The organism is Limnohabitans sp. B9-3 (assembly GCF_002778325.1).
In the GTDB taxonomy this organism is placed as follows: Bacteria; Pseudomonadota; Gammaproteobacteria; order Burkholderiales; family Burkholderiaceae_C; genus Limnohabitans; species Limnohabitans kasalickyi.
The window spans coordinates 156,194-168,999 of the sequence record NZ_NESI01000002.1 but is presented as its reverse complement, the minus strand read 5'-3'; the positions used below and the strand labels follow the sequence as shown (position 1 = coordinate 168,999).

Genomic DNA, 12,806 nt, shown 5'->3' with positions numbered 1-12,806 from the left:
CTCTATGGGGTCAACGTAGGGCGTTGTAAATCGTTTGTGCCAAGTCTTCGGAGATACCTTCCACGGTGCACAGGTCTTGCACGCTGGCATCTCCAACGCCACGTGCGCCGCCAAAGCGTTGCAGCAACTTGGCGCGTTTCTTGGGGCCAACTCCCGGAATTTCTTCGAGCTTGCTGCCACCCACGCGCACTTTGGCGCGCGCGGCACGCATACCCGTGATGGCAAAGCGGTGGGCCTCGTCGCGAATTTGCGCAACCAACATCAACGCTGCCGAATCACGGCCGAGGTACACCTTCTCGCGACCATCAGCAAACACCAGCTCTTCCAGGCCCACTTTGCGGCCCTCGCCTTTCTCCACGCCGACGATGCGCGACAGGTCGAGCCCGAGCGACTCGAACACCTCACGCGCCATGCTCACTTGGCCTTTGCCGCCGTCGATCAGCACAAGGTCAGGCAGCTTGCCCTCGCCCGCACGCACGGCCTCGGCCAGCTTGCTGTAGCGACGCACCAGCACTTGGCGCATGGCCGCGTAGTCGTCGCCGCCCGTGATGCCTTCGATGTTGTAACGGCGGTATTCCGCGCTCTGCATTTTGTGGTGATGGAACACCACACACGAAGCCTGCGTGGACTCGCCCGAGGTGTGCGAAATGTCAAAACACTCCACGCGAAACTGTTCTAAATCTTCTGGCGCTAAATCGAGCGCATCCACCAAGGCACGCGTGCGCGCTTGTTGCGAGCCTTCTTCGGCTAACAAGCGGGCCAGTTGAATATCAGCGTTTTGTTGCGCCATTTCTAACCACACGCGACGCTGCTCGCGCGGGTTGTGCACAGCAGTGATCTTCACACCCGTTTGATCGATCAACGCTTGCAGCAGTTCTTTGTCCACCGCGTGGCTGGTAATGAGTGCGGGGGGCACAGGCACATCCAAATAGTGCTGGCTCAAAAACGCTTCCAACACTTCGGCAGGCTCGGCGTCGTCCACATGCACAGGGAAATATGGCCGGTCACCCAAATGGCGACCGCCGCGCACCATGGCCAAGTTAACGCAAGCTTTGCCGCCCTGCACTTTGACAGCCAGGATGTCCACGTCCTGATCGCCCACGGTGTCCACCGCTTGCTGGTGCAGCACTTTGGAGAGCGCGCTCATTTGGTTGCGCAACTCAGCGGCTTGCTCAAACTCCAACCTCTCAGCATGCGCCATCATGCGCGATTCGACGTTAGACATGACCTCTTGCGTTTCGCCGCGCAGCAAACGCATGGCGCTGTCCACATCGCGCTGGTAATCAAGCACGGAGATCAGACCCACACACGGCCCCGAGCAACGTTTGATTTGATAAAGCAAACATGGGCGCGTACGATTGTTGAACACCGTGTCTTCACAGGTGCGCAAGCGAAACACCTTTTGCAGCAACTGAATGGCTTCGCGCACGGCCCACACGCTGGGGTAAGGGCCAAAGTAGTCGTGGCGTTTGTCGACCGCACCTCGGTAGTACACGACGCGGGGCACTTGTTGGGGGTTCACGCTCAATGGATTGGCCGTGCTTGGGTTGGTCAAGGCGAGGGGCGATGCAGCCAGCTTTGCAGCCTCAGGGATCTTCACTGGCACGCCACGCGTCATCTTCAAATACGGGTAACTCTTGTCGTCCCGAAACAAGATGTTGTACTTGGGCTTGAGCGTTTTGATGAGGTTGTTTTCCAGCAGCAGCGCTTCAGCCTCCGAGCGCACCACCGTGGTTTCCATGCGCACAATCTTGGTCACCATGTGACCAATGCGCGTGCCGCCGTGGTCTTTTTGGAAATAGCTCGACACCCGCTTCTTCAAGCTGTTGGCCTTGCCCACATACAGCACTTGGTCCTGCGCATCAAAGTAGCGGTAAACGCCGGGCAACGCGGGCAAACTGGCTACCAGCTCTAACAGCTCAGGAGCGTGACGTGAGGCAGCTTTTTCTGTGGTGGCTTGCGACACGGGGTGCGTCGCCTCAGCAGGCTTGCTGCTTGGTTGTTCTTCTGGCGAGGCGTCTGGAGGAGTTTGAGGCATGCCCGTATTGTGGACAATCTGTGGCGTGAAACTCAGCCCATCTGCATTAACCCCCGGCACACCCACCATGATCACGACCGCTCTGACGTGGGATATTTTTTGTCGCGTCATCGATAACCACGGCGACCTTGGTGTGTGTTGGCGCTTGTCCGCAGACCTAGCCCAGCGCGGACAGTCCGTGCGCCTTTGGGTCGACGACGCCTCTGCCCTCGCTTGGATGGCTCCGCAAAACTACACAGGCGTGGAGGTACGTACATGGCCCAACGATGCAGCGCTACAGGCATTCGCTCAAGACCCCGCATTTGCAGTGGGCAATGTCGTCGTAGAAGCCTTTGGCTGTGAGTTGCCAGAAGCGTTTCAAGCCCTAATGGTGCGAGGCACAGTGCCTGTTTGGATCAACCTCGAATACCTGAGCGCCGAGGCCTACGTGGCCCGCTCTCACGGCTTGGCCTCGCCCGTGATGAGCGGTCCTGCACGCGGCACGACCAAGTGGTTTTACTTTCCGGGCTTCACGCCAGACACAGGCGGTTTGCTGCGCGAGCCACATCTGCAGAATCGACAAGCCGCGTTTGACCGTGCCGCATGGCTCAAAGCACTGCCTTTGGACAAACCCATTGGGGCCCACGAACAGCTCATCAGTCTGTTTTGTTACGAGCCAGTGGCCTTGCCCGAAGTGCTACAAGGGCTCAGCCAAGCGGATCAGTCCACGCGCCTGCTGGTAACCCAAGGCCGACCCAGTGCAGCCGTGGCAGCGGCCACCCAAGCGCTGAACATGCCCACCCACGGCACAGGCCGGTTACACATCAGCCAACTGCCCTATCTGAGCCAAACCGAGTTTGACCATTTGCTGTGGGCCTGCGACCTGAACTTTGTGCGTGGCGAAGACTCCTTGGTGCGCGCCCTGTGGGCCGGCAAACCTTTTGTGTGGCACATCTACCCACAAGACGACTTGGCGCACCACGACAAATTGCAAGCCTTTTATCAAGCCTTGCAAATACCTCAGACCTTGCAACAGGTTCACAACGTTTGGAATGGGCGCTCAGAGGCTGAACGGCCAGCTTGGACTCCTTCAGATTTGGCCGTTTGGCAGGCTTGGAGTACACGAACACAACAGCTTTTACAAACCCAAAGCGACTTAAGCACGCAGCTGATCGGGTTTGTCGCTCAAAAACGCTAAAATAGCGGGCTATGCGAACCCAGTGCAGCTTGAGCTGTACGGGCCATTTTCACAAACACAAGACACCAACACACTATGAAAACCGCTCAAGAAATCCGCGTCGGTAACGTCATCATGCACGGCAAAGACCCTATGGTCGTCCTGCGCACCGAATACCAACGCGGCGGTCGTGGCTCATCCACCGTTCGCATGAAGCTCAAAAGCCTGATCGCCAACTTCGGCACCGAAGTGGTGTTCAAGGCCGACGACAAGATGGACCAAGTCATCTTGGACAAGAAAGATTGCACCTACTCGTACTTTGCTGACCCCATGTATGTGTGCATGGACGCTGACTTCAACCAATACGAAGTCGAAGCCAGCAACATGGGCGACGCCCTGAACTACCTCGAAGACGGCATGGAACTCGAAGTGGTGTTCTACGACGAGAAGGCTATTTCTGTCGAATTGCCCACCAACGTCGTGCGCGAAATCACTTGGACTGAGCCCGCTGTCAAAGGCGACACCTCAGGCAAAGTGTTGAAGCCCGCCAAGATCGCAACTGGCTTCGAAGTGGCTGTGCCCTTGTTTGTGGCTCAAGGCGACAAGATCGAAGTGGACACACGCACCGGCGAATACCGCAAACGCGTCTAAGCCTTCAATGCTTAGCAAATCAAAGGCTCCTGCGGGGGCCTTTTTTCATGGTGCAACGTGACCTGCCATTAACATCCACACATGGACGGCACACTTAACCCACACGATAAAAATCTCTCCGAAGCTTGGGAGACCCTCAAGGCACAACACGACAATGGCGACGGATTGCGCCCCCAGTCCAACCGACTGGCTTTTGCAGATCCTGAGTTTTTAATGCGTCGCGAAACACGCGGCATTCGGTTTCAGCTGGAAATGCTCAAACCCGATCTGGCGCAGCAAGACCATGGCATTGAGCACACCGTGGTGGTGTTTGGCAGCGCGCGTTTTCGCAGCCAAGACACGGCGCAAGCCGAACTCGACAAGGCCCAAGCCTCAGGCGATGCCCAAGCGCTCCAGCGTGCGCAAACCTTGGTGCGCAATGCACACTTCTACGAGCAAGCCCGTCAACTTGGAAGCATCATCACACGCTACAGCATGGATCAGCATGCGGAACACAAGTTGTTTGTGTGCACGGGCGGCGGACCCGGCATCATGGAAGCAGCCAACCGAGGCGCCCATGAAGCGGGTGGCATCAGCGTCGGGCTCAACATCGCGCTGCCCCACGAACAAAACCCCAACCCTTACATCACCGACGGTTTGAGCTTCAAGTTTCATTACTTCGCATTGCGCAAAATGCACTTCATGATGCGAGCCAAAGCCTTGGTAGCGTTCCCGGGTGGCTTTGGCACACTGGACGAGTTGTTTGAAACCCTCACCTTGATTCAGTGCAAAAAAGTCAAACCCGTGCCCATCGTGCTGTTTGGGTCTGACTACTGGAAACGCTTGTTCAACCCAGAAGTCTTGGTGGAAGAAGGCGCCATTGCCGCCGAAGATTTGAAATTGTTCAAGTACGTCGACAGTGTGGACGACGCTTGGAACGTCATTCGTGCTTTTTACCAACTCTGAGTAAATACGCACTGCGTGAGCCCAAGCCCACGACGGCGGAGACGCACCAAAACACGCCACCAATGCCGATCACCGTACCGGCTGCACCAAACAAAATCGGCATCAGCACGCTGGACGCGTTGATGCCCATCAAGCGCAAACCCAACGCCTCTCCATGACGGTGCTCGGGGGTGATTTGATGCAACGTACTCATCAGCATCGGCTGCACCGAGCCCAATGACAGCCCTAACATCACAGAGCAAACGCCCATGGTCCAAGCCGTGTGCATGAGGGGATAAATTCCCAGCAAAGCCGCCGTAACCAGCATGGCCGCCGTAATCACGTGCCACTCTTGCAGGCGGGCAGCCAAGATCGGTAACAACATGCGAATCAGCGCAGCGGCTATGGCAAAACCACCCAGAATGGAGCCAATGGCTGACGCACTCAAGCCTCGCTCATGGCCCAAGATGGGCACGACGAACGTGTGCACGTCCCAGCAAGCTGACAAAAACCAGTTCACCATCAACATACGGCGAAACATCAGGTCGTTCAGCAAGTCCCATGCGCGGTTTTTTTCATGGCCCTCAGGTTTGACCAAAGGGGGCAACTCTCGTGCATGGCGAATGCACAACCACCCCAAAAGTGGCAACACGGCCATCGCCGCATACGCCCATTGAAAACTGGCGTGGTCAATCAACAGGCCTGCTGTGAAGGGCCCGATGAAGTTAGAAAACGCGGGCCCAATCGACAGCCAACTGAAAGCCTGCTTCATCTGCGCGGTATCCCTTGCCGCCCGACCCACATGACGTTGCAGCGCGATGATGGCCCCGCCCGTAGCCCCGCCAGTCAACAAGGCGCTGAAACACAAGACCGGAAAAATCGGCCACAAAGCAGCCATGCCAGCCCCTGTGAATGCCATCAACACGCTCCACATGACAGGTCGCTTGAGCCCGTGAACATCGGCATAACGCCCTGCTGGCAAGGCCAAGAACACTTGGGTCAAGGCGAACATGGCCAACAGCACGCCCACAGCAGCCTCGCTTTGACCACTGCGCAAGGCCATCAGGGGCGCTGCCATCCGCATGCCGGCCATACAGGCATGCAAACAAATTTGCCCCACAATTAAAAGTGTGAGTTCACGCTTCACACTTGGGCATCCGAGTCATCCAAGGCCTCGTCAAACTTAGGCAACAGCGCTTGCGCCTCCGCGTCGGGCAAGGCCTCCACGTTTTTCAACGCACGGCGCATTTGGCGACTGCGTGTGTCGGCACGGTCCAAGGTGTCTGCCGCTTTTTGCACTTGCTCGCGCACCTTCTCAACCCAATCGCCATAGCGCTCGAACTCGGTTTTAACCGCGCCCAACACCTTCCACACTTCAGAGGCTTGTTGTTCCAGCGCCAAGGTGCGAAAACCCATGTGCAAACTGTTGAGCATCGCCAACAAGGTGGTTGGGCCCGCCAAGGTGACGCGGTAATCGCGCTGCAAACTGTCCATCAAACCGGGGCGACGCAGCACCTCGGCATACAGCCCTTCGATGGGCAAAAATAAAATCGCGAAGTCGGTGGTGTGTGGCGGTGCCAAATAGCTCTCGGCAATGCTCTTGGCCTCGGTGCGAATACGCGTCTCCAAGGCCTTGGCAGACACCTCTGCCGCCACGGCATCGGCGCGGTCATGAGCGTCCAACAAGCGCTCGTAGTCTTCACGCGGGAACTTGGCGTCAATGGGGAGCCAAACGGGCTCACCGTCTGCGCCGCCACGGCCCGGAAAGCGAATCGCAAAATCCACGCGCTGGTTGCTGCGGGGTTTGGTCTCGACCTGTTTGGCGTATTGCTCCACCGTCAATACTTGCTCCAACAGGGCTTCGAGTTGCACCTCGCCAAACATCCCTCGTGTTTTGACGTTGGTCAGCACGCGTTGCAAGCTGCCCACACCATCGGCGAGTTTTTGCATTTGCCCCAAGCCGTTGTGCACTTGCTCTAAGCGCTCGGCCACCTGCTTGAAGCTCTCGGACAAGCGCTTCTCCAAGGTGGTCTGCAGCTTTTCGTCGACCGTACGACGCATTTCATCCAGCTTGTCAGCGTTGCTCTTTTGCAATTGCTGCAACTGTTGGTTCAAGGTGTCGCTGATGGTGGTTTGCATCAAACTCAGTTGCTGAACTTGGCTTTGCTGAAAGCTGGCCAAGGTTTGCGTCAGCTCTTGCCGCCCACCACGCGATGATTCGGTGATCTCAAAACGCAACTCCCGCTCCACACGCTCCAGCTTGTCTTGCACATTCAGCATGCTTTGTTGCAACGCCAAAGATTGCGCCAGTGCTTGTGATTGCGCATCGTCTTGGTTGCCTGAACCCGAGCGTCTCAGCAACACCACCAACAGCAATGCATTGACCAAGCCAATGCATACGGCAATCCAAACTTCCATCACGCGCCAACTGTGTTGAGCGGCGTCAGCGGTTTGCCTTGCGTGAAATAGCTGATCAAGTTGTCAGCCGCTAAGTTGGCCATGGCCATGCGCGTGGCGATCGACGCACTGGCAATGTGAGGCGTCAGCACGATGTTGGGCACGGTCAACAAATCGGGGTGCACTTTGGGCTCGCCCTCAAACACATCCAAACCGGCGGCCGCAATGCGACGCTCACGCAACGCAACAGCCAACGCTGCATCGTCCACGATGCCACCGCGTGCGATGTTGACCAAAGTGGCTGTGGGCTTCATCTGCGCCAACTCTGCCGCACCAATGGTGTGGTGCGAAGCCGCGCTGTAAGGCACGACCAACATCACGTGGTCAGCGCTGCGCAGCAGCTCTTCTTTGCTCACGTAAGTTGCGCCGCATTGGGTTTCGAGTTCGGGGCTAAGGCGCGAGCGGTTGTGATAAATCACCTTCATGCCAAAACCATGTGCACCGCGCTTGGCGATGCCTTGGCCAATGCGGCCCATGCCCAAAATGCCCAAGGTGCTGCCGTGCACTTCCGCGCCCGCAAACATGTCGTAGCGCCATTGCGTCCACTCACCGCGACGCAAGTAATGTTCGCTCTCGGTTAAGCGGCGAGCGGTGGCCATCAGCAACGCAAAGCCGAAATCAGCGGTGGTCTCGGTCAACACATCGGGCGTGTTGCTGGCTTGCACACCGTGAGCCGTCATGGCGGGCACGTCAAAGTTGTTGTAGCCCACGGCCATGTTTGCCACAGCTTTCACACTGGGGCAAGCCTTGAGCACCTCTGCATCCACAGGGTCAGAACCCGTGGTGAGCGCGCCAGCATGCTGCGACAGCGCTTGCGTCCACGACGCCTTGGTCCAGGCTGTATCGGCTTGGTTGTCGGTCACGTCAAAGTGCTCGCGCAAGCGCGTTAACACTTCTTCAAAAATGGGACGGGCAACGATGATTTTGGGTTTCATAGAAATACTTTCAATGCGTCAATGTGTCAAGGCGTATTCAGCGATGTAGAAAAATGCGCCAGCAAAATAGCCCATGAGCGCCAAGCCACTGATTTTTTTGACGTACCAAATAAAATCAATGCGCTCTAAGCCCATAGCGGCCACACCAGCAGCGGAACCAATGATAAGAATCGACCCTCCAGTTCCTGCGCAATAAGCCAAGAACTCCCACAAGAAACTGTCTGCGGGGTATTGGGCCAAGCTGTACATCCCCATGGACGCAGCCACCAACGGTACGTTATCGACTATGGCGCTGACCAAACCAATGATCATGACAATCACATCTTGGCGCCCAACGGTTTGATCTAACCAAGCCGCCACATTCGACAAGATGTGTGTGTGCTCCAAAGTTGCGACGGACAACAAAATACCGACAAAGAAAACAATAGAGGGCATGTCGATTTTCGACAAAGCGTGGGTCAAAGAAAGGTGCTGCTTGTGCTCGTTTAGTTTTTCACGATGCACCACATCTCCCACAAACCACAGCACACCCAAACCAAACAAAACGCCCATGAAAGGTGGAAGATGCGTCCATGTTTTAAAAGCAGGGACGGCAACCAAAATACCCAAACCCAAAAAAAACATCAAATTGCGCTCAAACGCTGTGGTTTGATGTTCTGTGTCCAACAAAGTCTGGGCAACGGGTGACACTACCTGTTGTCCTTTCAACCAAAAGCTCGTGACGACCAAGGGAACCAGCAAGTTCACCAACGATGGCAAGAACAAGCCTTTGATAATTTCGACCGCAGTGATCTGGCCACCAATCCACAGCATGGTGGTTGTGACGTCGCCAATGGGCGACCAAGCGCCGCCCGCATTGGCAGCGATCACGATGATGCCTGCGAAGAACAATCGGTCATCGCGTTTTTCTAGCAGCTTCTTCATCAAGGAAACCATCACGATGGTGGTGGTCAAGTTGTCCAAGATCGAACTCAAGAAAAACGTCACAAACCCAACGAGCCACATCAGGCTGGATAGCTTCGTGGTTTGAATGCGCGACGTGATGACCTCAAACCCTTGGTGCGCATCCACCACCTCCACAATCGCCATCGCGCCCATTAGAAAGAACACGATTTGTGCTGTGCTGACAAGCGACTCGTTCAGATGTTCGCCCACCAGATGCGCGTCGCCCGTGTTGACGGCGTATAAGGTCCATAACAAACCTGCGCCCAACAAAGCGGAAGCCGATTTGTTAATTTTTAGCGAGTGCTCAAAGGCAATGGCCGCATAAGTAATGATGAAAATCAGAATCAGTGCATTCAACATCATTTTCCTTCAAGCATCACGCAGGTTGCACGATGCCAAACACTTGGCGCAAATAGGCCAAATATTTTTCGTCATCACACATGCCTTTGCCAGGCGTGTCTGACAACTTAGCCACCGGCTGGCCATTGCACTGCGTCATCTTGATGACGATTTGCAGCGGCTCGTAACCCAAGTCATTCGTCAGGTTGGTGCCAATGCCAAACGCGAGTTGGCAGCGGCCTCTGAACTGTTGATACAACGCAATGATTTTTTCGACCGTCAGGCCGTCTGAAAAAATTAAGGTCTTGGTCATGGGGTCTACGCGGTTGTTGCGGTAGTGCGCAATCATGCGCTCGCCCCATGTGAAAGGGTCACCACTGTCGTGGCGCGCCCCATCAAACAACTTGCAGAAGTACATGTCGAAGTCACGCAAAAACGGCTCAATGCCGTAGACGTCACTCAACGCAATCCCTAAGTCGCCTCGGTACTCACGCGCCCATGTCTCGAACCCAAACACTTGGCTATCGCGCAAACGAGGCCCCAAAGCTTGGCAAGCCTGCAAGTATTCGTGCGCCATCGTGCCCAAAGGTGTGAGGCCCAACTTCATGGCAAACAACGCATTGCTGGTGCCCGCCAACTGACCTTGCGCGCCGGTGCCTAATTTGGCGGTCAACACGCGCAGCAACTCTTCGTGCCAAGCGCGTGAAAAGCGACGGCGGGTGCCGTAGTCGGCAATTTTCAAATCGCTCAAACGCTCCGCGTGCAGGGCTTCAATTTTCTGGTCTAAGCGTTTGCGGCCCTCGATGAAATCGGGCACTTTTTGGGTGTTGCGAAAGTACACCTCGTTGACAATGGCGAGCACCGGAATCTCAAACAAGATCGTGTGCAGCCAAGGCCCATGAATGCTGATCTCTAACTCGCCACTGGGCAAGGGCGTGACGTCGATGTACTTTTCGTTGAGATGAAACAGACCCAAGAAATCGACGAAATCACTTTTGATAAACCTCAGACTTCGCAACCAAGCCAGCTCCGCATCTTGAAAATGCAAGCTGCACAAGGAGCGAATTTCGTCACGAATCTCTTGCGCATACGGCGCCAAATTCACGCCCGGGTTACGACACTTGAATTTGTAGGAAACCTGCGCGCTCGGAAACTGATGCAGCACGGCCTGCATCATGGTGAATTTGTACAGGTCGGTGTCGAGCAGGCTGGTGATGATCATCGGGTATTGGCTCTTAAAACTTAGTCCACCCAATGGGTGAACTCTGCCACCGGCACGCGTGGTGTCGTGAAGGTGTTGACCTTGTCGCTCTCGTCAGCCCAACCTAAAGACAAACCACACACCAACATCTCGCCTTCCCCCGCACCAATGTGCGGCAAGATGATGCTGTGAAAACTGTTCCAGGCCGCTTGCGGGCAGGTGTGCAGGCCACGCGCACGCGCCGCCAACATGATGTTTTGCACAAACATGCCGTAGTCAAACATGGAGCCCCGGCCCATCACGGGGTTGATGGTGAACATCAAGCCGACAGGCGCATCAAAGAACTTGAAGTTACGTTGGCTTTGCAGATGCATCTGCTCTTTGTCGGCCTTGCCAATGCCCAACAAACCGTACAAGCCCCAACCGTTTTCACGACGACGGTCGATGAAAGGGCTGATCCACTGCTTGGGGTAGTAGTCGTATTGCTCTTGGTATTGCTGCGCCAGTTCTGGGTTGGCGCGAATGGCTTCGTGCGCGGCACACACTTTGTCGACCAAGCTGTCTCGACTCTCGCCTTGCAGTACATACACCTGCCAAGGCTGGGTGTTGGTGCCCGAGGGCGCGCGGCTGGCCACTTGCAAAATCTCGGTGATCAATTCGCGCGACACGGGCTGCTGCGTGAACGCGCGGGCCGACATGCGCGAGGTGATGGCGTGGTCAACGGCGGCGATGTTCTCAGATGGGGTGCTCATACCATAGTCTCCAAAACAGTTTTTAAATTTAAAGGCAGTGCCTTCACAGGCCTGCGGTTTTCTTTGTCGACATAGACGTGCACAAAGTGCCCGTGTGCGGCGCACAATTCAGCGCCTTGCGCAAACAAGCCCACCTCATAGCGCACGCTGGACGAGCCCAGCTTGGCCACACGAATGCCGGCTTCAATGGTTTGCGGAAAAGCCAAAGGTGAGAAGTAGTTGCATTGGGTTTCAATCACCAAGCCGATCGTGTCGCCGTGATGAATGTCCAATGCGCCCTGCTCCATCAAATGCGCGTTCACCGCCGTGTCAAACCAGCTGTAGTACACAACGTTGTTGACATGGCCGTAGGCGTCGTTGTCCATCCAACGCGTGGTGATGGTGCGAAAGACCTTGAAGGCGCTGCGCGGCTGTGCTTGGGGGCGTGCAGAAGTGGAAGTCGTCATACAGCTAGATTTTGCCAGCGTCGCGCATACGCCTGGGCGACACGGTAGGTGTTGACTTGCACGCGAACTGTGTCTTCAATTTGGTGGCCGTAGCCACCTGCCATGCAAAACGCCAACGGAACGCGTTGTGACCAAGCCCAATCGAAGACGCGCCGATCTCGGGCCTCTAAGCCGTCAAAGCTCAGCTTGAGTCGTCCCAAGCGATCGCCCTCATGCGGATCGGCACCTGCGAGATAAATCACCAAGTTTGGCGTGAACCGCGACGCCAACTCAGCGAGGGCGAGATCTAAAGCGTGCAGGTAAGCATCGTCATCACAGCCATCGGGCAATTCGACATCCAAATCGCTCGCTTCTTTGGCAAAAGGAAAATTCCGCGCCCCGTGCAGGGACAAGGTAAACACGTTCTTGTCGTTGGCAAAGATGTGTGCTGAGCCGTTGCCCTGATGCACATCCAGGTCAATGATGGCCACATTCAGCGGGTGCACATGGCTGCGCGCCCACTCGGCCTGCATCAGCCGCGCAGCCACTGCTGCGTCATTGAACACACAAAAACCACTCCCTCGGTCTGCGTAAGCGTGGTGCGTGCCGCCTGCCAAATTGGCCGAGACACCCTCTGCACCGAACAAAACCGCGCGCGCTGCCATCACCGTGGCACCGACTGAGCGGCGCGATCGTTCCACCATGGCCTCAGACCACGGAAAGCCAATTTCCCTTTGCGCCGCAGCGCTTAACGTGCCCTGCACCACCGACTGAACATAGCTCGGCGTGTGCACCAATGCCAACTCGCCATCGCTGGCAGGCCCCGCCACCGCCATCGCCACCTCAGGTAACGCCAAGGCGAGGCGATCACGCAACAAACGGTACTTCGCCATGGGAAAGCGATGGCCTTCGGGCAAAGGCAAGACAAATTGATCGGAATAAAAGGCACGCATGGGCGAACGGGATGAAGCGGCAATGGCTTG

12 protein-coding genes are annotated in these 12,806 nt (G+C 56.2%); 3 read left to right on the top strand and 9 right to left on the bottom strand.

The features are described from left to right. Positions 1–10: 10 nt before the first annotated feature. Positions 11–2,038, bottom strand: a complete 2,028-nt coding sequence (gene uvrC, locus B9Z42_RS03670; RefSeq protein WP_100131995.1) for an excinuclease ABC subunit UvrC — start codon at positions 2,036–2,038, stop codon at positions 11–13. 67 nt (positions 2,039–2,105) lie between these two features. Between uvrC and earP the strand changes: the two genes are divergently transcribed. The 3 genes from earP to B9Z42_RS03655 all read left to right on the top strand — a co-directional run bounded on the left by earP (position 2,106) and on the right by B9Z42_RS03655 (position 4,790). After that, positions 2,106–3,215: an elongation factor P maturation arginine rhamnosyltransferase EarP gene (gene earP / locus B9Z42_RS03665; protein WP_100132274.1), complete on the top strand. Its 1,110-nt coding sequence runs from the start codon at positions 2,106–2,108 to the stop codon at positions 3,213–3,215. 75 nt (positions 3,216–3,290) lie between these two features. Continuing rightward, complete coding sequence (gene efp, locus B9Z42_RS03660; RefSeq protein ID WP_100131994.1) at positions 3,291–3,845, top strand: elongation factor P; 555 nt, start codon at positions 3,291–3,293, stop codon at positions 3,843–3,845. Between the two features lie 81 nt (positions 3,846–3,926). Then, entirely contained in the window at positions 3,927–4,790 is an 864-nt protein-coding gene (locus tag B9Z42_RS03655) for a TIGR00730 family Rossman fold protein (RefSeq protein WP_100131993.1), read from the top strand. On the opposite strand, the gene B9Z42_RS03650 is transcribed toward B9Z42_RS03655, so the two are convergent. Genes B9Z42_RS03650 through B9Z42_RS03615 form a run of 8 tightly spaced genes read right to left on the bottom strand, consistent with a single transcriptional unit; the run spans position 4,765 to position 12,776 of the window. Further along, positions 4,765–5,916 carry an MFS transporter gene (locus B9Z42_RS03650; protein WP_100131992.1) on the bottom strand — a complete coding sequence of 384 codons (1,152 nt, stop codon included), beginning with the start codon at positions 5,914–5,916 and terminating at the stop codon, positions 4,765–4,767. The two genes, B9Z42_RS03655 and B9Z42_RS03650, sit on opposite strands and share 26 nt — an antisense overlap. Then, positions 5,913–7,187, bottom strand: coding sequence for a DNA recombination protein RmuC (locus B9Z42_RS03645; protein WP_100131991.1), 1,275 nt, complete (start codon positions 7,185–7,187; stop codon positions 5,913–5,915). The genes B9Z42_RS03650 and B9Z42_RS03645 overlap by 4 nt, the downstream gene beginning before the upstream one ends. After that, on the bottom strand, positions 7,187–8,161 hold the full coding sequence (locus tag B9Z42_RS03640; protein ID WP_100131990.1) for a D-glycerate dehydrogenase: 975 nt from the start codon (positions 8,159–8,161) through the stop codon (positions 7,187–7,189). Before B9Z42_RS03640 ends, B9Z42_RS03645 begins: the two co-directional genes overlap by 1 nt. An 18-nt stretch (positions 8,162–8,179) precedes the next feature. After that, positions 8,180–9,466: a sodium:proton antiporter NhaD gene (gene nhaD / locus B9Z42_RS03635; protein WP_199171971.1), complete on the bottom strand. Its 1,287-nt coding sequence runs from the start codon at positions 9,464–9,466 to the stop codon at positions 8,180–8,182. A gap of 16 nt (positions 9,467–9,482) precedes the next feature. Continuing rightward, positions 9,483–10,667 (bottom strand): nicotinate phosphoribosyltransferase, encoded by a 1,185-nt coding sequence (gene pncB, locus B9Z42_RS03630; protein ID WP_100131988.1) that lies wholly within the window; start codon positions 10,665–10,667, stop codon positions 9,483–9,485. Positions 10,668–10,687: 20 nt separating this feature from the next. Further along, entirely contained in the window at positions 10,688–11,398 is a 711-nt protein-coding gene (locus B9Z42_RS03625) for a nitroreductase (RefSeq protein WP_100131987.1), read from the bottom strand. After that, positions 11,395–11,844 (bottom strand): thioesterase family protein, encoded by a 450-nt coding sequence (locus B9Z42_RS03620; protein ID WP_100131986.1) that lies wholly within the window; start codon positions 11,842–11,844, stop codon positions 11,395–11,397. The genes B9Z42_RS03625 and B9Z42_RS03620 overlap by 4 nt, the downstream gene beginning before the upstream one ends. Beyond that, positions 11,841–12,776 (bottom strand): histone deacetylase, encoded by a 936-nt coding sequence (locus B9Z42_RS03615; RefSeq protein ID WP_100132273.1) that lies wholly within the window; start codon positions 12,774–12,776, stop codon positions 11,841–11,843. The genes B9Z42_RS03620 and B9Z42_RS03615 overlap by 4 nt, the downstream gene beginning before the upstream one ends. Positions 12,777–12,806 lie beyond the last annotated feature (30 nt).